The following is a 20,825-nucleotide window of genomic DNA, read 5'->3' as shown; positions in this document are numbered from 1 at the left end:
TCAACCAAACTCGAGGTCCTACGTTCCTCGTGTCCGAGCGACCACGACACGAACGGGGCGAGGCACACATGACCACACACGCCGAGGGCCTGAAGGAATACCCCCACGAGGAACTGGCAGCCCAGCCCATCGGCGCATGGACCGGGCAGGCCTACCTCAGGGTGGTCGGAGCCCTCCGCGCCCAGCTGGCAGTGGAGGGCCTGACCCAGCCCCACTGGTGGACCCTCAACCACGCGGCCGGCGCCCCCGGACGGTGGACCCGCGCGACCCTGACCGAACGCCTGACCCCGTACGACGACCTCGACACGGACTTCGAGGCCGTCTACGACGACCTGGTGGCTCGCGGCTGGCTGATCGAGGACGAGACCGGCGGCATGGCCCTGACCGAGGAGGGCGAGGCCGGCCGCATCCGGGCCAGGGACCGCAACCTGCCTGTCCACCGGCAGACGCACGAGGGCATCGACACGGCCGACTTCGTCACCACGATCAACGTCCTGCGCCGGATCGTGGCCAACCTCGGGGGCAACGGGAACCTGCCCGAGTAGCCTCCGGCACCCGCCTCGGCAGCCCGGGCACACCGCGGGCAGCCGCGCGGATGCCCTGAGGGTCAGGCGGGCTCGGCCGCCCTGTCGTGTGCCGGCGGCTGCTCGGCCGCCTTGTCGCGCGGGGACAGCGCGTCCGGAGCGGTCACCGAACCCCGCTCCGCGCGCCCCCGGTCCGCCACCGCACGTCCCTGATCCGCCCCCACACGCCCCGGGTCCGCCCCCGCACGCCCCCGATCCGCCGCCGCACGCCCCCAAGCCGTGCCCACGAGGACCAGCACCGCGCCCACCAGGCCCAGCCAGCCCGGCCGGTCCCCGGCCACGGCGATGCCGACGGCCGCGGCCCACACCGGCTCCGTACCGAGCAGCAGGCTCACCCGCGACGGAGAGGTACGCCGAACCGCCCACATCTGCACGAAGAACGCGAACAGCGTGCAGAACACCGACAGGTACAGCAGCCCCGCCCAGTCCCCGACCCCGAAGTCCGCCGCGGCCGCCCACGGCGACGCCCCGGTCCCCGGCACCGCCGACAGCACGGCGAACACCACCACCGCACCACCCAACTGCACGGTCGTCAGCGACAGCGCGTCCGCGCCGCGCACCGACTCCATGCGCGCCATGGCGAGCACGTGCACGGTACGGACGACGGCGGCCCCCAGCATCAGCAGGTCGCCCCCGGACGGGGCACTGAACCCGGCGCCCTGCGTCAGCAGCGCCACTCCCAGCACCGACAGCCCGGCTGCCGCCATGAAGGAGCCCGGCAGCCGCGTCCCGCGCACCCGGCTCTCCGCGAGCGGCGTGAACACCATGGTGAGGCTGATGATCAGCCCCGCGTTCGTCGCGGAGGTGTGCACCACGCCGTACGTCTCCAGCAGGAAGATCCCGGCGAGGATCAGCCCCAACAGCCCCGCGCCCCGCACCTGGGCGGCACTCAGCGCCCGCAGCCGCCGCCACCCCGCGACCAACAGCACCGGCAGCACCACGGCGAACCGCAGCACCAGCACCGCCAGCACGGTCTGCGCCGTGGTGACGCCCTTGGCGGCCAGGTAGCTGGAGCCCCAGACCACCGCGACCAGCAGCACGGGAAGATCGATCAGCCGGCCTGCGCGGGCCGCGGTCGCGGTCATGGGGACTCCTCTACGGGGCTGGGCACATGCGTCCACGGACGTCGACGGACGTCTACGGAGGGGGAGGCGGCTGTGGACGACGATGTCCGGGCCACGGGCATTCAGCGCGCGCGGTGTACGCGATCACCAGTACGTCGCGGTGGGCAGGCAGCTCGGCATCCACCGGGCGCACTGGCGCCACCGAGCGCAACGTGCGGCGATCGTCGCCCAGCAGCAGACCGCCGGGCTCGGACAGCGTAGTCGTCGATGCCGCCGTCGGCCGTTCAAGCGGCTGTGACCAGGCGACTCAGTTGGGGAATCACGCTGCGCAGATCATCACCGTCCACCGCGACCATCGCCGCCGCCCGCGCCCCGGCCGAGGCATTGAACGCCACACTCAACCCGACGGACGCGAACAGCGGCAGGTCGGATCGGCTGTCTCCGACGGCACCGCACGAGTGGGGCGCCAACCCCAGCTCCCGGGCCTGCGCAAGGGCGAAATCGCGCTTGTCGTGCTCGTCGAAATGGCGGGCGACCCGGCCCGTGAACCGCCCGTCGGAGATCTCCAGCTCGGGCCCGCTGAACGCGTGGAAACCGAACCGGTCCGCCAGGTACCCGCCGATCGGCGTCCAGGCGAGGGTGGCCAGCACGGGCACCAACCCGTTCCGCCGGCACCAGACCACGGTCTCCGCGATGCCCGCGACCAGGGGAAGCCCGTCGAGCCAACCGGAAACCCGTCGCTCGGCCGTCCCCGCCCACCCAGCGGCATCCAGCTCGGAGACCTGCCGATTGTCCAGAGCCCCGGAGGCGTAGGCGCCCTCGGCCCTGGCCAGCTCGTCCCGATGGCCGAGGAAGCCCGCGAGAAAAACCCCTGAACTCGTGCCAGGGACAAGCGTGCCGTCGACATCGAAGAACACGGCACCCACATGATCGGATGAGAACACGGCCCCAGAATGTCACCGCGACGGAGACCCGCGCTCCACTCGGCCGACGACGCGGAGTCGCTCCGGGGCGGCCTGCCGGGCTGGGTCTGTCACTCGCCGAGGCCTTGGCCGAACCCGCCGTCCACGGGCAGCTCCACGCCGGTGGTGAAGGTGGCCTCGACGGCCAGGTACAGCGCGGCGGCGGCGATCTCCTCCACGGCGCCTCCCCGGCCCATCGGCGTAGAGGCGTTGCCCTGTTCGATGAACTCGGCGCGCTGCTCGTCGGTCAGTTCGGCGACGCCCATGGTGGGGGTGAGGATGAACCCGGGGGCGATCGCGTTGACGCGGATCTTGCGGGGGAGCAACTCGGCGGCGAGCACCTTGGCGAAGGCGGCGACGGCCTCCTTCGCCCCGGAGTAGGCGCTCAGACCGGGGAAGATCCGGTCGTTGGAGACGGTGGTGAACACGATCGAGCCGCCCTCGGACACCAGTGGCGCCAGCCGCTGCACGGTGAAGAAGGCGCCCTTGGCGTTGACGTCGAAGATGCGGTCCCACGATTCCTCGGTGACCTCTTCGAGGGTCTGGAACTCGGCGATGCCCTGGTTGACGAACAGGTAGTCGATGCCACCGAGACGTTCGGCGACCTGATCGCCGAGCGCGGCGATGGCGACGGCGTCAGTGGCGTCGGAGCGCACCGGGTGGGCCAGTGGGGTGTCGAGCGCCGCCTGGGCCTCGGCGAGCCGCTGGTCGCTGCGTCCGGTGTACATCACCTCGGCGCCACGGTCGGTTAAGGCCTGGACGATGGCCCGGCCCATGCCGATGGTGCCGCCGGTGACGACGGCCTTCTTGCCCGCCAGGGACTTCGGATCGATGGTTCGAGCTTGCTGGGTGCTCTGGTTCGTTGCCATGGCGGCTACGCTAAACATTGACATTGATGGCAGAGTCAAACCTCTGTGTCGGGGGTCACATGTTCATCGGCGAGCTGTCGAGTCGCACGGGGATCAGCACCAGGAGCCTGCGGTACTACGAGCAGCAAGGACTGTTGCGACCGCAGCGGCGGGCCAGCGGCTACCGCGAGTTCGACGAATCCGATGTGGCCACCGTGCGCCGGATCCGGATCCTGCTGGCGGCCGGACTGAACACCGACCTGATCCGGGAGATGCTGCCCTGCATGGTCGACGAGGGAGCCATCCTGGCGCCGACCTGCGAGGAAATGGCCCAGGACCTCAAACGCGAACGCGACCGCCTGAGCCGCTCCATCGAACAACTCCAAGCCGCCCACACCATGCTCGGCTCGATCATCCACGCAGGAGAACCGGCCACCGTCCGCACCGGCTGCGACGAATAGAGACACGAGCCCCACAGCGGACGCGCCCACTACCTCGCCGACACCGTCTCACCGGCCGGCCTGCAGAGGACTGGCCCCGAACCCGCCACCCGGCCACGCACGCGCTCCCACCGTCCGCCGTTCCCCGCCGCCCCACCTTCGGGCCGCCCGGCCGGGCATGAACTCCGCGGTGGAGGGGCGAGTGTCAAGAGTGAAGCGAAGCGCAATCGGCGAAAGGCGCCACGTCGCCCTCATGCACTTCGCGACTGATCTGAGTACCGTCGGCCTGGTAGTGCATAAGGACGACCTCCGCCTTGTCGAACATCCAGGAGTCCTGGACGTCGGCCAGCGGGTTCTCCCGGTCGGTCACATCCATAATTCGGATGTCGTCTCCCGCCCATGCGTTAGGGCGATAGCACATGAACTCGCACTGAAAGTACGAGGTCAGGGGGCGCGTGACGATGTGCACTCGCCCCTTGCTCCTGCCTTCGCGGTGTACCCTCCGGATATCCCGGATATACGCATTCGTGTACCTGGGGGGATTGATACGTTCTCATGCCAGGAAGGCCCGGAAATCCTCTTCCTCCTGTGGAACCCTGTACACGGGCAGTGTCTCCAGCCGCCATGCCTCCCTCTGGTAGTTCCGGCACTTCGCCTGCCAGGCTGCACCATCCAGGCACACGAACGAACCTCCTGATTCCCACCCTGAAGTAACCCCGGGCGTCATCAGAATCGTCACACGGCGAGTCTGCACCTCAGCGGAGTGTGGACCCGGGCAGCAGCAGAGCAGGGAAGTCCGGGTGCCGCAGGTGCTGTCTTCCATCACGCACGTGCAGCGTGAACGCCTCGGGACCTGGTCGGCCCGCGGAATCAAAGGCGTCCATCACATTTTCGACGCGTTCCCACAGCCTCACCGGACCGCCCTCACGTACATCCCAGACACCGTCCCCGGGCGTGAGGGTGGCTGCCGAACCGCTCACGACATCGACCAAATGCACAACGTCACCGACGGTGACCAACTGTGCGTCCGGGACCGCACATTGTGCGAGGAACAGAAGATGGAATGCCTCGTCCGTCGCGGCCATGAGGCGCTCTGGACCGTAACGGGCCTTCCTGGGTTTGTCCGGAAGGCCGGCGGCCCAGTGGGTCGGATTGCCGAACGCCGGCGCGGCATGCGTCCGGGCGGCCATGAAGGAGACGGTGCCGGGCAGCAACGCCCCGTCCGCCGTGCCATCCTCGGCGACGGTGAGTAGCACACGGGCATAGCCGTAGAGCCACCCCGAGAGAGTGAGCAGCACCTTCCCGCCTGGCCGCGTCTGGGCGAGAAGCGCAGGCGGGACGTTGCGGAAGGAACAGGCGGCGACGACTCGATCGAAGCGAGCCTCGGGCCAGTAACCGTACAGTCCGTCCGCGACGGCCAGGGTCGGGGTGTAATCGCAGCCGTACAGCGCGTCGGCTGCCGTGTCCAACCGCCGCGGGTCGACCTCGACGCTGGTGACATCTCCGGAGTCGAGGCGCTCACAGGCCAGCGCGGTTGAGTACCCGGTTCCGGTGCCGATCTCCAGCACCGTGTGCCCCTCGGCCACATCGGCGTCGGCCCACATGCGGACTACGAGTGACGGCAGCGTGGATGAGGAAGTGGGCACTCCACCACGCCGGACGACTGGGGCTTTCCAGTCGGGTTCCTCTCCGTCGAACTGGGTGATGAGTGTGGTGTCCGAGTACGCGGCCGCCAGCCACCGTCCGTAGTCGAGTTCGGCGGTGACCGGTTCCCAAAGCGTCAGTCCGTGCTCGTCGCGATCGTCGGTGGCCAGATAGAAACCGGGCACGAACCGGTGCCGTGGTACCGCCTGCACCGCCGCCCGCCAGGCCGGGTCCACCAGCACACCGTCCTGGGCGAGAGCGTCCACCATGGCTGCGCGCAGGCAGACCGCGTCGTTCTCAGGGTCGGCGGGCAACGCCATGGCCTGCCGCCTCCTTCCGTACTTCGGTAGTCAGAATGTCGGCGAACGCCTCGGTGATGTCCGCCGCGTCCGGGAGCCAACCCCACTGCCCGTTCGGGTTGCACTCGATGGCCCACCAGTCGTCGGGGTCGTCCCCGTCCCCCGTCAGCGCGAAGTCGAAGCAGCCGAAGACCAGGCCGAAGGAGTCCAGGTACGTGTGCAGGGCGGCCCCGATCGAGGCGGGGACGGCGATAGGGGTGTGCGACAGCTCGCCCCAGTCGCCCCGACGCCAGTCCAGGGCCCCGTCCGGCGCGACGATCCGCTGGGCGAAGACCTGACGGCCGACCACGGTGATGCGCACGTCCCCGCTCTTGGGAATCTCGGCCTGGAACAGGTGCGCAGTAACCGCCAGGGTTTCGTCGAAGCTGTCAGGCTTCACGCGTTGGGTCCAGATCGCGCCGGTATGGCCGTCCAGGCTGCGGGGTAGTCCGCGGAACGTCTTGTAGACGACCTGCCCGTGGTCGGCGGCGAACTTTCTGGCCGCTTCCACCTCATTGGTGATCAGCGTGGGCGGCACCCGCAGCCCGAGCTCGGTGAACGTCTGCAACTGGGCGGGCTTGAAGTCCGCACGAACCACCGCGTGTGGGTGATTGACGTACACCGCCCTGTGCAGGGCGTTCAGAACGCCATCGAGCCCGTGCCTTGCCTCGGCGGCCGCGAAGTCCCGTTGCTGCTGGGGGAGATGCCCGAAGCGGGAGCTGTATGCGGTGGGGCGACGGTAGTAAACCGCCGCTACCTCCCGCACCTCCACTTCGCGACTCGACGTGCGCAGCCGCCCACCCCAGACGGGGGTGTCCGGGCCGAGGTTGAACTCGAAGGCCAGATCGGACCCGATATCGGCGGGATCGACGCGTGCCACAGGCACCTCGCGCTCATTCAGCGCATCGATGACGCGGTCCGCAGTGAGGTCTTCCAACGCGGTGACGACCAGGACAGTGGATGCCATCGTCAGTCCGACTCGTAATCGGTGGTGTGGTCGTCCTGGGTCTGTGGCTGCGGGCTCTGCCCGTCCCCGCCTCCGGAGGTAGACGCGGTCCCGATGGTTTTCGACGTACCGTGCTTACCCATCTCTACCGCCCGACCTGCGGAGTCCGCGTACCGAGCCGTCTGCGTGAAGCCGTCCAGTGCGACGGTGGCGTACGACGGCGGACACACGGGCAGCCGATCCGACACCAGACGCATGGCCCAAGGGCTCTGAACGGCCCGAGTCGTCATGTGTCCACCCTGGTGGTGAGGACGATCCTCGCCTTCCGCAGCCAGACGAGCACGGCCCACCTCGACCAGGTCGAGGACCGAACGTGGTGGACACAAGTTCCCCTCGTACCGTGGTGGTACCACCCAGTGCGTGCCCGGTGGGCGTCGTCGCTCGATGCGCGGCACTCCCAAGTAGGTGCCATGCCCGAGGCAGGTCACGACGTCGTCATAGGCCCACGCGGGACCGGCATGTCCTGCGACCAGTGCGTAATAGGTGCCACCCGCCACCCGACGGTCGTAGATGATCGCCCCGCCGAGTAACTCGCTGAGCGCAGTCGCCACTCGGTCCTGGTCCTCGGACCGCACGGCGGCATGCACGATCCGGGACGCGATGCGCACCGCTGCAAAACGCTCGCCGAGCGGCAACAGAGCGACGCCGTGGGCGGCCCACTCTCTTCGTACGCGCTCAGGCGCCGGGTGGGTCCGAGCCAGCCACTCCGAGACCGCTCCGTCCAAACCCTCGTGTGTGTACACAGCGTGCTCCTTTGCCGTCCGTCGGTGGGTACGGCACACAGGGTCCACGAATCACGCTGCCTATTCGAGGACTTTGAAGGGTCTCTCAAAGGACCTACAAAGGGCCTATGGGACTCCTTGCGGAGGAAAAGGTGCTGTGCAGCGGACCTCCGTGGGAGAGTTGAGGCAGCCGTCAGCAGCAGGAGGAGGTGGCCGTGCCAAGACCCACGGGCAACGTTCGACTCAAGGCCGCTCGGGTGGCCGCCGGCTTCAACTCGCAGCAGGACCTGGCCGACGCCCTCACCGAGCACGCGAAGGGCATGGGCATCCGCGGCTTGTCCATCGGGGTACGTCAGGTTCGTCGCTGGGAGTCGGACAATCCGCCGTGGCCGCAACCGGACTGCCAGCGTGTACTGGTACACCTGCTCGGCCAGAACATGGAGGCTCTCGGCTTCATACCCCCGTGGGGCTCGGAGGGGTCGGCCCTCGATCCTGTCCGGCGCACCCTAGTCGCCAGCGGCCCGACGGCCCTCGGCCTGGCGATCGGCCCAAGCCGAGCCGCAACCCCTACGCAACCCGCAAGCGTCGGAGCAGACTTTGCAGCGGTCACCCGCTCCCATTGTCGGCTCTATTGGTCGGTGGCCCCGACCAAGCTGCACCCGGCCGTTCTGGCGCACGCCACGCTGGGCTATGCGCTACTGCCGGAAACGTCTGACTCCACCCGACGCACGCTCGCCGCGGCACTGGCGGAGACATACCTCCTCGCTGGCAGGATCGAGTTCTTCGACCTCTCAGAGCCGGCCGCCGCGCACGACACGCTTGTCCTCGCCTTGCAAGCCGCAGGCGAGGCCGATGACCCGCTGCTCGGTTCGGCGATCATCGCGCACATGGCTTTCATCCCGGGCTGGGCAGGCGATCGGGATGGAGCACAGGAGCGAATGATCGCGGCACGCACGTACGCTCGCCGCGCCCCCGCCTCCGCGGAGTTCCTCGCGTGGCTGGACGCTGTGGAGGCCGAATGCGAGACCAGGTGCGGCGACACCCGCACCGCGCTGCACCTGATCGCCCACGCCGAGGACATCCTCCAGCAGGGCGACGAGCACGCCTCACCGCAGTGGATGGACTGGTTCTCCCCGGCGCGACTCGCGGCCTTCAAGGGGAACACCCAGCTACTCGCCGGCCACCTTCCGCAAGCCCGTGCCGCATTGCTCCAGGCCCTCGAAGCCATGACTCCAGGAGAGGAGAAGCAACGCACCGTCGTGTACGGGGACTTGGCGGCTGTCGAGGCAGCGTCGGGCAATCCTCAGGCCGCCTGTGAGTACGCGGGCAAGGCTCTCGATCAGCTGGCACTCACCTGGTACGCCACCGGCATGGACCGTGTACGCGAAGTCCGTCGCGCGCTTGCTCCGCACCAGCACGAGAGCTGCGTTCGCGACCTCGACGACCGCCTCTACGACTGGCCCACGACCCTCAGCGCGCTGCGGCGTTGAACTCAGCCACACGGACGGCAAGTTCGTCCAGGCCATCGACACGGAAGGTCGGCAACTCCTTGGCCTCGCCACTGTTCCACTGAATGCTGGCCCACGGCCCGCGATGCACGAGTGCGGTGTGCATCCCCGCTTCCTTGGCCGGCCTGATGTCGTTGTCACACCGATCACCGACGTACAGAATCTCGCCGACCTCGAAGGGCACGACCTCCGCCACCCGCTTGAAGAACTCGGGGTCGGGCTTGCTGGCACCCCAGTCGTCGGACGTACCGATCAGGTCGACGTCGTCGGAGAACAGCTCCTGAAGGATCCTCCCGGCCCGGACTGTCTGGTTACCAGCGATACCGAGCCACAGCCCGTCGGCCCGGAGCTGTCTGAGAGCCGGCCGGACGTCCTCGTACAGATCCTCTTCCCCAAAGCTCTCCGGCTGTCCGGCAGCAGCCCGCTTCTCCCGCTCCTCGTAGAGATCGAACCCGGGCCGGAACTCCTGGAACGTCTCCCGGTAGTCGCGGCCCTGGGCGATCACGGCCCCGAACATCGCATGGAAGGTGTGCCGGGGGACACCCAACCAGTCGGCCCAAGTCCCGTACTCACGGGTCTCGTCCACGAGGCACTCACCGACGTCGAAGACCACTGCGCGAATCATGAGAGAAGGTTATACGAGGACGGAGACCTGAAAGCGCTGAGGGCCTGTACCTTGCTTTACTTACTCGCTCCAGTTCTCGGCAGCAGCAGTGATCTCCTTGACTATTGCTCCCCCGGCAGTGATCGACTCCTGAATGATGGGAGTGGCCTGATTGAGGACAACGCAGGCGGTGATGAGCGCTAGCATCGCGGTTTTCCATCGACTGGCATTATCGGGCCGCACATTTACCAGCGTTGCTCCTGCTTGAGCAAGCGAACCGATGACAGTGCTGGCCTCTTCAGCCACCCGTGCCTCACCGAACAGATTTGCATTCTCGATGAGCCAGATAAGGTGGCGAATCTGCGATATCAACTGATTCCGCAAAGGCTCGTTTATTTCCTCAGCCCCCATGGAAGTGAGGAGATCGATCCACTCCTGGCACTGCGTGACAATCTCTTCGAATTTCGAAGTCTGCGGCGCTGCATTGGACCCGCCTAGGTATCCCGATATCAAATCAGCAGTCGACTCGAGATGGTCAAGCTGATTTGCGTCAAACAGAGCGTGAGGCGATCGGTTCGTGTCAGCCCAGTTCAGAATTGGTTGCATGACCAGAATCCACCACGAACCAACATGGCGCTCGCACCGCGATCGAGGTCTTTCTGGAAGGGAGTCAAGCTGACGAATTGTCATTTGCAGCAGGGTGACGACTTCCGAGTGGCGTTTTGCGAACTCCAAACTTTCCCATTGTGCGCCAAGGACTTGGCACCATGCCTCCCGCAGATTCGACTTTCCTGAATCGCGGACATTAGTGAGCAGGGTGTGCAAGTGATGCGCAGCGGTATTCTCGACGGAAACGTTCATAACCCCCACCAGTCATGAGTACCTGGCGTCCAAATGTATCAGTTGGCCTCTGTGGGTGGCTCACTCCTGCGTGGTCATGGGCAGGTAAGGGTGGATATTCTTCGCAGATCCCCCTCTACCTCCACACACATCACAGTCGGACGGTACGCTCTCCGTGTCAGACGGCATGTGGAGGTTCCAAGATGGCCATCATCAAGCAGGCGCAGCGGCAAACTCTCGGACAGCTGATTGGTGCTAACAATCCCGTGGTGACTGTGCCAGATGACAGTCAACGCCAGTATGCGTGGACTAAGAAGGAAGTAGACGTCTTCTGGGCGGATATCGAGAAGTTCAAAGAGGCGCGTGAGAGTGGACGAGAGTCGGCTTCTGAGTACTTCATCGGCCCGGTTGTGACTATCACAGGCGAATCGATGAAAGGGCGGTCACTGCTTGACGGTCAGCAGCGGTTGACCACTTCAACAATCCTAATTGCCGCCATTAGGGACACTCTGTGGAGTATGAAGTCCTCAGAGGGCATGTCGAGCGCTAACAACATTCAGAGGGACTATATTGCGCGTAAATCTGGCCGCAAAGAACCTATGGAATATTTCCTGGTGCTGTCGCTGTTCGACCGAGATTTTTTCCGTGACAATATTCAGGACTGGAATGAGGCCACGGGCGAATGTCCCAGGGTTGAGAGTCCTTCCCGTCCTTCGCATAAGTTGATACTGGATGCCTACAATAACTTTCGGGCTAAAATAAATAGCCGACTGCAGTCCTATGTTGATGACGAGGACCGTTTGGACTATCTCGACTCCCTGCGTGAATGTTTGATTAATGGCCTCGTCTTTGTGGAGATCCAGACGCCTTCTTCGAGTGATGCGAATGAAGTCTTCGAGACTATCAACTCGCGTGGTAAGGATCTGTCCACGGTGGACCTGGTTCGTAATTTCTTGATGGAGAAGAGTCGAAGTGATCACGAGAAGTCTCGTGTCAACGATGCCTGGCGCTCGCTTCTTGACGGGTTTGATCGACGCGAAGAGATAGAGAAGTTCCTTCGCCACTTCTGGGTTTCCAAGCACGGGGACGTCAAGTCACACAGTCTTTACTCGATCATTCGCAAGGATTTGACTGGGCATTTTGATAAGCGTCCTCAAGAGTACGGTGTTGGGGCCTTCTCGGCGGAGCTGGAAAACGCGGCAGGACGGTATGCTGAGTTGATCACGGGGAGTACGGGAGACGTGAACCTCGACGCTTCTCTCGGAGAGGTCAAGGCGATGAATGCTGACGCTCTCTATCCGCTCCTCCTGTCGGCATCGGAAGGTTACAACTACTCCGCTCTGCAAACTCTCTTGGATGCCTCGATCAGCTATTACGTGCGCTGGACGGTAGTCGGCAGGCGGGAGTCGACCCTGTTGGAGGAGAATATTTTTGGTGCGGCTAAGGAGCTAGCCAAGGGTGGGTCGCTCGAGGGTGTAATCCACAGGATCCTGACTTGGATTCCGGATGACGAAACGTTCCAGACTGATTTCCAGGAAGCCTCTATTCCCAAGCAGTCTCAGTCTCGCTACTTGCTAGCTAAGATCGAGCAACACCTGCGCGCCCAGCATGACGTACATGAAGAGGTGGCTCTCGGTGACGGAAAGGTATATGTGGAGAATATCTACCCTCAAAAGCCGACACCAGAACTGCGCCTAGAAGAGCACGACAGTTTTGTAAGCCGTCTGGGTAACCTCACGCTCCTTGCCGGTAAGCGAAATGCGAATATATCTGGGCTCTCCTTCCCTGAGAAGGCGCATCTTTATGAGGGGTCCGCGCTTCTGGTCTCTTCCCGAACGGGAGTTCAAGATCTGTGGGACAGTGAGCGATCAGAATGGCGAGTCGCTGGCATCGAGGCGCGTCAGGCGATGTTGTCGCGGATAGCGCTCGAAGTATGGCCTAGCGGGAGCAGGTTGGCTTAGATCGACGGTGGTTGAAGAAGAGAACGGCGTCGAAGACTGAACAGGCTTCCCTATAGTCGCAACGGCGGTTGAGGATCCAGCTAGAATCACCCGGAGACGCCTTCTCTTAGGATGCATGAAAGGCTCAGTTTCATTCGTCAATAACTGCCCGACTGGCCTTGCCCTGTGACGATGGCAGAGTAAGCCAGCACGTCGGCCGGCATTGCGTGATGGAGCTCCCACGTGATCGCCATAGGCTTGCTCCCGCTGTGATGTTTATAGGTAGCAGGCCCAAGAAGCATCCACGGCTGAGATTTGCCGATGTCGGTGTTCTTGTACCGGCGCATGAAGAGCAGGACGTGGCTCCCTCGCTCGGCATGCTGTTGGTAGCGCAGGCCTGTGGGGGAGTTGGCGGCTGTGGAGTTCTGCGACTCCCAGTGGAAGAGGGTGGGGCTCAGGGCGTAGTCCCGGTACCGGATGGTGGGGGAGAAGTCCTTCTCGTTCTTCTCCAGGGTGATCAGGAGGGCGTCGGTCTGGATGTCCTCCACCCACTGGACGCCCTGGGCGAAGGACCTGGGCATCTGGCCGCCGAAGCGTGCTACCCCGAGGGCCGCCAAGATTTCGGAGCGGTTGTAGGAGCAGTGGACCTTCAGCGGGAGGTGACTGTGGCTGCCGGATAGAGGGATCGGGAAGTGGTCCGCTTGTTCGACGACGTAAGACAGGGCCTGGCGCAGTTCATCGCGGAGGACAGCCTGTTCTCGAAGGGCGTCCAAGCCCTGCTGGAAGCTGGTGAAACCGCCGGCGTTGTCCCACAGGTTGAAGAAGAGCATGCGTGCGTAGGTCTGGTCTGCGGGGTCCAGCTCGTCGTAAGGCCGTACGTCGTCAGCGAGGAGGCGGAGGTAGGCGTCGGCGCGATCGGGGTCGTCGATGTGCAGGAAGGCATGGACGCGTTTGAGAAGAGCTGACTCCCCAGCTGGCGCTGCTGTTTTGACCAGGCCTGCCCGGCGAAGGACAGACGTCCAGGAGTTGTCACTCTTGTACAGCTCCTTGATCTCTCTGCGGCTCTCGCGGAGGTAGTCCGCCAGACGTGGGGTCTCGTAAGCCTTGACTTCGCTCACCAACGTTCTGACATTGGCGCTCAGTTGGGTGCGGATGTTGTCCAGCACTAGGTCCTTGGCCTTGCCCTCCAGGATGATCTGACATCCGGAAGGCAGGAGCGGAAAGTCATGTTCAATGTGGTCGACGAGCCGGTTCCTGGAGAGGTTCGTCATGGCTCGGAACTGTTCTTCGAAACGGAACTCCGCTCGATGCTGTCCGATGAAGTCGAGGACTGTGAGTACGGGCTTGGTCTCTGTGCGCCGTAGCCCGCGGCCCAGCTGTTGGAGGAAGACCGTCGCGCTGTTGGTGGGGCGCAGGAGGAGCAACGTATCGACATCGGGAATGTCGAGACCTTCGTTGAACAGGTCCACGGAGAAGATGACCTGAAGCTTCCCCTCCCGGAGATCAGCAAGCGCTTGGGCTCGTACTGCGGGGGGTGAGTCGCTGGTGAGGGCGGCTGCCTGGAAGCCGGCCTTTTGGAAGAAGTCCGCCATGAAGCGGGCGTGCTTCTTGTCCACGCAGAAGCCCAGCGCGCGCATAGCGCCGGGCTGAGAGACCTTGTCCCGGATCTGCTTGACGACGATCCGGGCACGGGCCTGGTTGCCTGTGTAGAGGTTGCCGAGCTCTTGGTCCGTGTAAGTGCCGCGCTGCCAGCTGAGGTTCGTCAGGTCTGTGCCGTCAGGGATCCCGAAGTAGTGGAAGGGGCACAGCAGATCGTTTTCCAATGCTTCCCAGAGCCGCATCTCGGCGGCAATGCGGCCTTCGAAGAACTCGTCCTGCACATTGAGTCCATCCATCCGCTCGGGGGTAGCGGTCAGACCGAGCAGTTCTTTGGGATTGAAGTGGTCGATAACTCGGCGATACGTGGTGGCGGTGGCGTGATGGAACTCGTCGATGACGATGATGTCGAAGTGATCGGGAGACAGTTCTTCAAGGCGCTGGACGTTGAGTGACTGGACGCTGGCGAAGACGTGGTTCCACGTCTGCGGGTCCTCACCGCCGTAGAGCAGCTCACCGAAGGAGGCGTCGTCCAGCACCTCCCGGTAGGTGCGCAGGGACTGCTTGAGGATCTCCTTGCGGTGCGCGACGAAGAGCAGCTTTGGCCGGCGGTCACCGTAGCTCTTGGACAGGCTGCGGTAATCCAGGGCTGCCATCACGGTCTTACCCGTACCGGTGGCAGCCACCAGCAGGTTGCGGTTCCGTCCGCGGAGCTCACGCTCTACCCTCAGACGCTCCAGCATGTCCTGCTGGTAGGGGAAAGGGCGTACCTCCAGCCCTGAGAGGTTGATCTTCAGGTCGGCGGCCGAGGTGTTGCCGCTCGCCTGGGCTAGGGCTTGATCGAGGCGCTCGCTGTGACTGTCGGGGTCGTAGGTCTCAAATGCGGAGTCGCTCCAGTACGCGTCGAAAGTCGCCTCGAACTTGTTCAGCACCGCCGGTGTGGCGACGGAGGAGAGGCGGACGTTCCACTCCAAGCCGTCGAGGAGGGCAGCTTTCGAGAGGTTCGAGCTGCCGACGTACGCCGTATCGAAGCCCGTATGGCGCCTGAAGAGCCAGGCCTTGGCGTGTAGCCGAGTGGACCGGAGTTCGTAGTTGACCTTGACGATGGCCCCGAAGTCGCGGACCAGGCGGTCGAGGGCGTGGCGGTCTGTGGCGCCGATGTAGGTGGTCGTGATGACACGGATTGGCACGCCCCGTTCTTTCGCGGCGCGCAATGAATCCTCTAGGACGCGAATGCCGTACCACTTCACGAAAGCGCAGAGCAGGTCGATGCGGTCTGCGGTGGCCAGCTCGGCCCTTAGCTCGGCACCGAGGCTGAGGTCTTCGGGGGAGTTCGTGATGAGTGATGTCTCGGACAACGGGGTGAGAGGGCGAAGGGCATAGACACCCGGAGCCTCCTGCTGCGCGAGAGCCAGCAGTTGTCGAGGGCCCTCGACGATCGCGTCTGCCGCTGCGGTTTCGCTTGGACCAGGGACGGCGGAAGCCAGCGACTCCAGGACGCGGTTCGCAACCGAGACCCGGTCTTCGGGGCGAAGCTGGAGGAGTCTTTGGCTTACGGCATCAGCGATGTAGCGAGCCAGTACGTGCGGAGCGGACTCAGGGGTGACCTCAGCGTCGATGGCTTTCCAGCCAGCGGCCTTGAATTGTTCCAGCTGGTCGTCGACGTCGCGGGTGATGAGCTTCTCGTAGACACCCGCGATCGGCTTCGACTGGCCCCCGGCTTCTGCCATGACTGTTCCCCCTGATCCTTCGCACCCACGCACGATCACTCGTTGCGCTACGGATCAGTTCTAACAGCAACTACTGACACCTGACGGGTCATACCGAAAGGTCAGCTGCAGTTGGGCCGCCCGCTTCCTGGTCAGTGTCGTGCTTCCGCACCCCGCCTCAAGGGCGCTTCAGCACCGGAGAGAAGCGAGCGGGCGGCCCGGAGAGGCGTGGGTCACAGGTAGGGGCGCAACTGGTCGGCCGTTCAGTCACCCGGCGTCGGTGAGCGCCTCAGCGGATCGGCGCACGCCGGGTCGGTTCGGCGGCGGGGCGTCGGCGGGGGCGTGGCGGCCGGGGCGTCACCAGAACGCGCCCGCTCCCATCCCCAGCCCGAGCAGCACGCAGCAAACGCCCCAAGCCGCATGCGCCCCGGCCGAGTACGACACGTTCGCCGGCCTTCCGTCCTTCTGGTGTACGACCACCACCCGGCGTGGGTCCCTCGGGTCGTAGCGGAGGACGACCGGGACTCCGGCGTGGAGAGGGTGCTGCTCGTGGTTGAGCGGGGTGCGGCGGTACGTCTGGGCGGGTGGGGCGTCGGGGCGGTTGAGTGGTGGAGCTTGGTAGCGGACCTGGGGCGGGTGGAGGGTGGGGCCCTCCCGGCGGGGGCCCCGGGCCACCTCGCCCCTGGTGCGGATGCCCCGGACGCCGAGGCGGGAGAGAGCCCGGCGTTGGCGTTGGGCTATGCCTAGGTTCCAGATGCCGAAGGCCGTCATGGCGGCGGCCATGATGAGTGTGATCGTGAGCCAGGGCTGGTCCACGTGACGCTCCCCCCCCCGGAGCCGACGTCAGTCGTCAGTTGTCAGTCGTCTGTCGTCAGGGGAGACGGGGAGCGTGTCGTGGCAGTTCCGTGGGCCGGCCGTCGGGCCGGCCCGGAGTGGGTTGGTGGGCCGCCGGAGGGCCCGCTGCCCGTGTCAGGCCGTGCTGCCGTGGCAGGCGCCGTACGGTCGGCCCGAGCCGCACCAGCACGCCGCGGTGCTCTGTGGGGGCCAGGCCACCGCTCGCCCCCGTGCCGCCAGGGTCGTCGCGTACTGGGGGAGCAGGGTCGCGTCGTCCGGTGATGTGCCCTCCGACGCCGCGAACGCCTCGTACGACGGGACCGTGCCGGTGACGATGCCCAGGTTCGGGGTGCCGGAGGTGGAGAGTTCGCGGAGGGCGCGCTCTATTGAGGTCAGGTGTTCGGTGTGGGAGGGGTACTCCGTCGCCAGCGTGGGGTACGCCTCGAGGAGTTCCGTCAGTTCGTCCGCCGGCCAGTGGAGGATCGCCACCGGGAAGGGGCGGGAGAGGGCCTCGCGGTAGGCGCCCAGTTCCGCGCGGAGGCGGAGGATCTCCGCTTCCAGTTCCGCCGGGTTCTCCGAGCCGAGCGACCACACGCGCTTGGGGTCGTGGAGCTCGTCCAGGGAGACCGGGAGGGAGTGGACCGAATCCGCCACCGCGTCCCACTCGTCGTGGGAGCGGCCCAGCATGCGGCGGACCCGGTGGCGGCCGAAGAGGAGGGGGTGCGTCGGCTGCGGGGGTTCCGGGACGTCGGAGAGGAGGAGGCGTACGGCCTCCGTGAACGTGTCGTGCGCCGCTTCCAGCTCGTCGTGGGACTCCAGGGCCTCGGCGACGATCACCCAGGGGGCCGGGTCCCGGGGGGACGCCACCCGGACGCCCTCGATGATCGCCCTGGCCTCGGCCTCGTGGCCGTACTCCCAGAGGTTCGAGGCCTTGAGCGCCCGGATCAGGTGGGGGGCGTCGAGGCCGTCGGAGGAGGACAGCAGGCGGTCGTAGAGCTTCGTCGCACCGGGGCGGTCGCCGGAGAGTTCCAGGTGGGCCGCTGCCCGCAGCAGCAGGGCCTCGGCGTCCTCGGGATACAGGCCGGCGGTTCGCTCCAGGCGTGCCGCCTCGGCGGTGTGGTCGACGTTTTCGGCAGGCGTGTCGGGGCGCATGGGGGACACCGTACTGCCGGGAGGTGACGAGCGTGAGGGATGCGCAGGCCAGACCCCCGGCCGACTCTCACGCTCATCACCAGGGCTTTACGGTTCGCTCCGAACCGTCGCCGAGTCCGGCTACAGCGTCACGTTGTCTATCTGGAGCGTTTGGACCGACTTCGCCGCGAAGGGGACGCTTACCGATTTGCCGTTCAGGCGGATGTCCGAGCGCGGGGTGTACAGGTCGCCACCACCCGTCGTGACCGTGTTCCAGCGGGGGACCAGGCCCCCGGAGCCGCCCGTCACCGTCGAGAAGCGGGAGAGGTCGAAGGTGAGGGTCTGGGCGGAGGTGGCTGTGTTCACGGCGACGATCACCAGGCGGCGGGTCGTCGCGTCGTACGCCGCCACCGCGTAGCTGACGCCCGTGTCCAGGATCGTCATGCCGGGGCGGATGTGGCGGCTGAACTGGGCCAGGACGTAGTGCTTGGTCTGGACGGTGGTCGGCTGGAGGGTGTTCGCGTCGTAGGCGATCATCGCCCAGCCCGTCGACGGGTCCATGACCTGCCAGTAGCACCAGGCCGTGGGGTGCAGCCAGCGGAAGTCGTAGCAGAGGTTGGAGGCCATCGTCAGGCCCGTGCCGTCGCTGTCGCCGGTCTCGGAGTTCCACAGCTTCTTGCGGGACGTCGTCACCACGTCCGTGTAGAGGAGGTCGCGGCGGCCGCCCGAGCCCTGGTAGCCGTGCACGTTGACCTGGGAGACCAGGGACTTGGTGGAGGAGCTGAACGACGCCCAGGTGGAGCGGGCCGTGTCGTAGTTCGTCTCGTCCGAGGCCGCGATGCGGATGCCCGTCAGGCCGCGCTTGTCCAGCTCGCTGCGCATGTACGGGAGGACGGCCGCCTGGACCGCCGGGTCCATGTGGCAGCCTTCCTGGGTGCCGGTCGCGGTCCACCAGGTGGAGGCCGGCTCGTTGAACGGGTCGACCGTCGCGAAGTTCACGCCCCAGTTCGACTTCGCGTACAGGGCGGTCGCCGCCAGGTGGCTCGCGTGCTGGCGGTAGTTCCAGGTCTGGAGGTTGTTGCCGCCGCCGGCCGCGCCCGAGGGGTTGTGGTTGCTGCACATCCACCACATCGGGGAGTTCGCGAACAGTTCGGTTGTCGCGCCCCGTTGCACCGCCTTGACCAGCATCGCGCGCTGGTTGGCGTCCGCCGTCCACTTCCAGGCCGAGGAGGTGGGGTCCTCGTTGTTCCAGTCCTGCCAGAAGCCCTCGATCTGCTTGAAGGCGGGGATGTTGGGCGACTCCACCATGGTCTCGCCGCCGACGCTGTTCCAGCTGCACGCGCCGAGGTTGTAGCGGGCGATGTTGAGGCCCAGGCCGGGCAGGGAGCGGCCGTTGTACGTGACCGACTTGGTGGTGAAGAACAGGTCGGCGAAGTCGTCCCGGGCGCCGAAGACGTTGGCCCACCAGGCGAGGGAAGTGCCCCAGCCCTCCCAGGTGCCGTACGTCGTCGACGGGTTGACGGCGATCGTGGCGTCCGCGTGCGCGGTGCCCGTCGCCAGGGCGCTGCCGAGGAACGTACCCCCCGCTGCGGCCAGCAGGGATCTGCGTCGGATCACGGCTCCTCCGTAAAGGAATCGGGGCAGGCGCCGGTCCCCGGCCCGGCGTCGCGGGTGTTGGCCCGTTCATGGCAACGGGCCGGTGGCATCGAGAAGCATCGGGTGCGGCGGGTGGGTTGTCGAGAGTTCTGACGAACCTTTCTCAAACCCGTGTACGAAGTCGCGGATCCGTTCGGCGGGGCAATCCTGTATAACGAACAGCAGGGCATACACACGTACGAGAGGAGGGGCAGCCGGATGGACCGTGGTTGGGCGACTCTGCGTCCCGCTCTCGCGCTGCTCCTCCTGATCGTCGAGGTGGCGCTGCTCGACACCGGCAGCCTCTCCGCCACCGTCGCGCTCGCCGCGACCGCCGCGGCCTCCGCCGCCCTCGCGGTCTGCGCCGTCGTCGCCTCGCGCTGCGCGCCCACCGTGCCGCGCACCTGGGTGCGTACGGCCATCCGCGACCGGGATCGCCGTACGGCCTTCCTGCCCCAGCGCGATCCCGACGCCCGGGGGCGCACCCGTCCCCGCGCGCCCGGACACGCCCTCCGGGCGACCGTCGCGTAGGGAACCTCCTTCGAGCTGACCCGCGCGGGTCGTCATGCCGCCATGTCTCATTCCGGCACGACGAGACCCCCGGAGGGCTCACCCATGTCCGTCTTCGCCAGCCTGGTCGAGCGACTCGCCGACCTGCTCCAGCCGCTGTTCGGCGCCTCCGCGGCCGCCGCCGCGATCGTCCTGTTCACCGCGCTCGTACGACTCCTCGTCCACCCCCTGTCCCGGGCCGCCGCGCGCGGCCAGAAGGCCCGCACCGCGCTCCAGCCGAAGATCGCCGAGCTGCGGAAGAAGCACGGCAAGAACCCCGAGAAGCTCCAGAAGGCCGTACTGGAGCTGCACGCCGAGGAGAAGGTGTCGCCGCTGGCCGGCTGCCTGCCCGGGCTGCTCCAGATCCCGGCGTTCTTCCTGCTCTACCACCTGTTCTCCAGCGACACGATCGGCGGGCGGGCCAACGAACTGCTCGGCCACCAGCTGTTCGCCGCGCCGCTGGGGGAGCGGTGGGTGGACGCGCTCGACGGCGGTCTCCTCGGCGGGGCGGGGCTGGTGTACGCCGGGCTGTTCGCGGTCGTCGCCTGCGTCGCCGCGTTCAGCTACCGCCTCAGCAAGCGCATGATGGCCAGGAACCCGGTCGTCCCGGCCGGGGAGGGCGAGCAGGTGCCCGGGCTGGGGGCGATGACCAAGGTCGTGCCGTTCATGTCGTTCTTCACGCTCGTCACCGTGGCCGTGGTGCCGCTGGCCGCCGCGCTGTACGTGGTGACGAGTACGACGTGGAGTGTCGTCGAGCGGGCCGTGTTGTACCGGTAGGCGTTCGTCGTATCGGCAGCCGGTCGGTGCGGTGACGGTCCAGTACGTGAACGGGGTATTGCGGAGTGCACTCCCACCTTGGAGGATCGACCAG

The 20,825-nt window shown here is 66.1% G+C and carries 18 protein-coding genes and 2 pseudogenes; 6 read left to right on the top strand and 14 right to left on the bottom strand.

What is annotated here, in order from left to right; genetic code table 11:
* Window positions 1-68: 68 nt before the first annotated feature.
* Window positions 69-545: a MarR family transcriptional regulator gene (locus ABZ386_RS28750; RefSeq protein WP_358966470.1), complete on the top strand. Its 477-nt coding sequence runs from the start codon at window positions 69-71 to the stop codon at window positions 543-545.
* A gap of 233 nt (window positions 546-778) precedes the next feature.
* On the opposite strand, the pseudogene ABZ386_RS28745 reads toward ABZ386_RS28750, so the two are convergent.
* From ABZ386_RS28745 to ABZ386_RS28730, 4 genes and pseudogenes are all read right to left on the bottom strand, one after another.
* Window positions 779-1,669: pseudogene (locus tag ABZ386_RS28745) on the bottom strand (DMT family transporter); the annotation flags it as partial.
* A 52-nt stretch (window positions 1,670-1,721) separates the two neighbouring features.
* Window positions 1,722-1,859, bottom strand: a complete 138-nt coding sequence (locus ABZ386_RS28740; protein WP_358966467.1) for a hypothetical protein — start codon at window positions 1,857-1,859, stop codon at window positions 1,722-1,724.
* A 73-nt stretch (window positions 1,860-1,932) separates the two neighbouring features.
* Complete coding sequence (locus tag ABZ386_RS28735) at window positions 1,933-2,592, bottom strand: haloacid dehalogenase-like hydrolase (RefSeq protein ID WP_358966464.1); 660 nt, start codon at window positions 2,590-2,592, stop codon at window positions 1,933-1,935.
* 89 nt (window positions 2,593-2,681) lie between these two features.
* Entirely contained in the window at window positions 2,682-3,479 is a 798-nt protein-coding gene (locus tag ABZ386_RS28730; protein WP_358966461.1) for an SDR family oxidoreductase, read from the bottom strand.
* Window positions 3,480-3,538: 59 nt separating this feature from the next.
* On the opposite strand from ABZ386_RS28730, the gene ABZ386_RS28725 reads away from it, so the two are divergent.
* Entirely contained in the window at window positions 3,539-3,919 is a 381-nt protein-coding gene (locus tag ABZ386_RS28725; RefSeq protein WP_351342169.1) for a MerR family transcriptional regulator, read from the top strand.
* Window positions 3,920-4,103: 184 nt separating this feature from the next.
* Here ABZ386_RS28725 and ABZ386_RS28720 read toward each other — a convergent pair.
* The 4 genes and pseudogenes from ABZ386_RS28720 to ABZ386_RS28705 form a co-directional block, all read right to left on the bottom strand.
* A pseudogene (locus ABZ386_RS28720) lies at window positions 4,104-4,625 on the bottom strand (DUF6879 family protein).
* 28 nt (window positions 4,626-4,653) lie between these two features.
* Window positions 4,654-5,862: an ATP-grasp peptide maturase system methyltransferase gene (gene tgmC / locus ABZ386_RS28715; RefSeq protein WP_351341919.1), complete on the bottom strand. Its 1,209-nt coding sequence runs from the start codon at window positions 5,860-5,862 to the stop codon at window positions 4,654-4,656.
* A complete protein-coding gene (gene tgmB / locus ABZ386_RS28710) occupies window positions 5,840-6,847 on the bottom strand; it encodes an ATP-grasp ribosomal peptide maturase (RefSeq protein ID WP_358966458.1) in 1,008 nt (335 codons plus the stop codon). Before tgmB ends, tgmC begins: the two co-directional genes overlap by 23 nt.
* 2 nt (window positions 6,848-6,849) lie before the next feature.
* Window positions 6,850-7,083 (bottom strand): putative ATP-grasp-modified RiPP, encoded by a 234-nt coding sequence (locus tag ABZ386_RS28705; RefSeq protein ID WP_358966605.1) that lies wholly within the window; start codon window positions 7,081-7,083, stop codon window positions 6,850-6,852.
* Between the two features lie 740 nt (window positions 7,084-7,823).
* On the opposite strand from ABZ386_RS28705, the gene ABZ386_RS28700 reads away from it, so the two are divergent.
* Window positions 7,824-9,098 carry a transcriptional regulator gene (locus ABZ386_RS28700; protein ID WP_351341913.1) on the top strand — a complete coding sequence of 425 codons (1,275 nt, stop codon included), beginning with the start codon at window positions 7,824-7,826 and terminating at the stop codon, window positions 9,096-9,098.
* On the opposite strand, the gene ABZ386_RS28695 is transcribed toward ABZ386_RS28700, so the two are convergent.
* Both ABZ386_RS28695 and ABZ386_RS28690 read right to left on the bottom strand, forming a co-directional pair.
* Window positions 9,079-9,741 (bottom strand): HAD family hydrolase, encoded by a 663-nt coding sequence (locus ABZ386_RS28695; protein ID WP_351341911.1) that lies wholly within the window; start codon window positions 9,739-9,741, stop codon window positions 9,079-9,081. The genes ABZ386_RS28700 and ABZ386_RS28695 overlap by 20 nt on opposite strands.
* Before the next feature lie 60 nt (window positions 9,742-9,801).
* Entirely contained in the window at window positions 9,802-10,581 is a 780-nt protein-coding gene (locus ABZ386_RS28690; protein ID WP_351341909.1) for a hypothetical protein, read from the bottom strand.
* Window positions 10,582-10,763: 182 nt separating this feature from the next.
* On the opposite strand from ABZ386_RS28690, the gene ABZ386_RS28685 reads away from it, so the two are divergent.
* The gene (locus ABZ386_RS28685) at window positions 10,764-12,521 is read left to right on the top strand and encodes a DUF262 domain-containing protein (RefSeq protein ID WP_351341907.1); all 1,758 of its coding nucleotides are present in this window, start codon (window positions 10,764-10,766) and stop codon (window positions 12,519-12,521) included.
* 137 nt (window positions 12,522-12,658) lie between these two features.
* Here ABZ386_RS28685 and ABZ386_RS28680 read toward each other — a convergent pair whose 3' ends face one another.
* From ABZ386_RS28680 to ABZ386_RS28665, 4 genes are all read right to left on the bottom strand, one after another.
* Entirely contained in the window at window positions 12,659-15,826 is a 3,168-nt protein-coding gene (locus tag ABZ386_RS28680; RefSeq protein ID WP_358966455.1) for a DUF3427 domain-containing protein, read from the bottom strand.
* Between the two features lie 336 nt (window positions 15,827-16,162).
* Window positions 16,163-16,621 carry a DUF3592 domain-containing protein gene (locus tag ABZ386_RS28675; RefSeq protein ID WP_358966453.1) on the bottom strand — a complete coding sequence of 153 codons (459 nt, stop codon included), beginning with the start codon at window positions 16,619-16,621 and terminating at the stop codon, window positions 16,163-16,165.
* Window positions 16,622-16,774: 153 nt separating this feature from the next.
* Window positions 16,775-17,791, bottom strand: a complete 1,017-nt coding sequence (locus ABZ386_RS28670; RefSeq protein ID WP_355716263.1) for an SEC-C domain-containing protein — start codon at window positions 17,789-17,791, stop codon at window positions 16,775-16,777.
* A gap of 120 nt (window positions 17,792-17,911) precedes the next feature.
* Complete coding sequence (locus tag ABZ386_RS28665; protein WP_358966450.1) at window positions 17,912-19,387, bottom strand: beta-1,6-galactanase; 1,476 nt, start codon at window positions 19,385-19,387, stop codon at window positions 17,912-17,914.
* Window positions 19,388-19,624: 237 nt separating this feature from the next.
* On the opposite strand from ABZ386_RS28665, the gene ABZ386_RS28660 reads away from it, so the two are divergent.
* Window positions 19,625-19,936, top strand: coding sequence for a DUF6412 domain-containing protein (locus tag ABZ386_RS28660; RefSeq protein ID WP_358966448.1), 312 nt, complete (start codon window positions 19,625-19,627; stop codon window positions 19,934-19,936).
* 84 nt (window positions 19,937-20,020) lie between these two features.
* Window positions 20,021-20,731 carry a YidC/Oxa1 family membrane protein insertase gene (locus ABZ386_RS28655; RefSeq protein ID WP_351341897.1) on the top strand — a complete coding sequence of 237 codons (711 nt, stop codon included), beginning with the start codon at window positions 20,021-20,023 and terminating at the stop codon, window positions 20,729-20,731.
* Window positions 20,732-20,825: the final 94 nt, after the last annotated feature.

It is taken from the genome of Streptomyces sp. NPDC006140, from assembly GCF_040628815.1.
Classification (GTDB): domain Bacteria; phylum Actinomycetota; class Actinomycetes; order Streptomycetales; family Streptomycetaceae; genus Streptomyces.
This window is presented reverse-complemented; position numbering and strand designations above follow the sequence as displayed.

What these genes read in the sequence shown, in the direction of transcription:
- ABZ386_RS28685 (WP_351341907.1), top strand. Translation starts at nt 10,764, where the DNA reads ATGGCCATCATCAAGCAGGCGCAGCGGCAAACTCTCGGACAGCTGATT.
- ABZ386_RS28670 (WP_355716263.1), bottom strand. Translation starts at nt 17,791, where the DNA reads ATGCGCCCCGACACGCCTGCCGAAAACGTCGACCACACCGCCGAGGCG.
- ABZ386_RS28730 (WP_358966461.1), bottom strand. Translation starts at nt 3,479, where the DNA reads ATGGCAACGAACCAGAGCACCCAGCAAGCTCGAACCATCGATCCGAAG.
- ABZ386_RS28660 (WP_358966448.1), top strand. Translation starts at nt 19,625, where the DNA reads ATGGACCGTGGTTGGGCGACTCTGCGTCCCGCTCTCGCGCTGCTCCTC.
- tgmC (WP_351341919.1), bottom strand. Translation starts at nt 5,862, where the DNA reads ATGGCGTTGCCCGCCGACCCTGAGAACGACGCGGTCTGCCTGCGCGCA.
- ABZ386_RS28680 (WP_358966455.1), bottom strand. Translation starts at nt 15,826, where the DNA reads ATGGCAGAAGCCGGGGGCCAGTCGAAGCCGATCGCGGGTGTCTACGAG.
- ABZ386_RS28725 (WP_351342169.1), top strand. Translation starts at nt 3,539, where the DNA reads ATGTTCATCGGCGAGCTGTCGAGTCGCACGGGGATCAGCACCAGGAGC.
- ABZ386_RS28750 (WP_358966470.1), top strand. Translation starts at nt 69, where the DNA reads ATGACCACACACGCCGAGGGCCTGAAGGAATACCCCCACGAGGAACTG.
- tgmB (WP_358966458.1), bottom strand. Translation starts at nt 6,847, where the DNA reads ATGGCATCCACTGTCCTGGTCGTCACCGCGTTGGAAGACCTCACTGCG.
- ABZ386_RS28690 (WP_351341909.1), bottom strand. Translation starts at nt 10,581, where the DNA reads ATGAACGTTTCCGTCGAGAATACCGCTGCGCATCACTTGCACACCCTG.
- ABZ386_RS28695 (WP_351341911.1), bottom strand. Translation starts at nt 9,741, where the DNA reads ATGATTCGCGCAGTGGTCTTCGACGTCGGTGAGTGCCTCGTGGACGAG.
- ABZ386_RS28705 (WP_358966605.1), bottom strand. Translation starts at nt 7,083, where the DNA reads ATGCGTCTGGTGTCGGATCGGCTGCCCGTGTGTCCGCCGTCGTACGCC.
- ABZ386_RS28655 (WP_351341897.1), top strand. Translation starts at nt 20,021, where the DNA reads ATGTCCGTCTTCGCCAGCCTGGTCGAGCGACTCGCCGACCTGCTCCAG.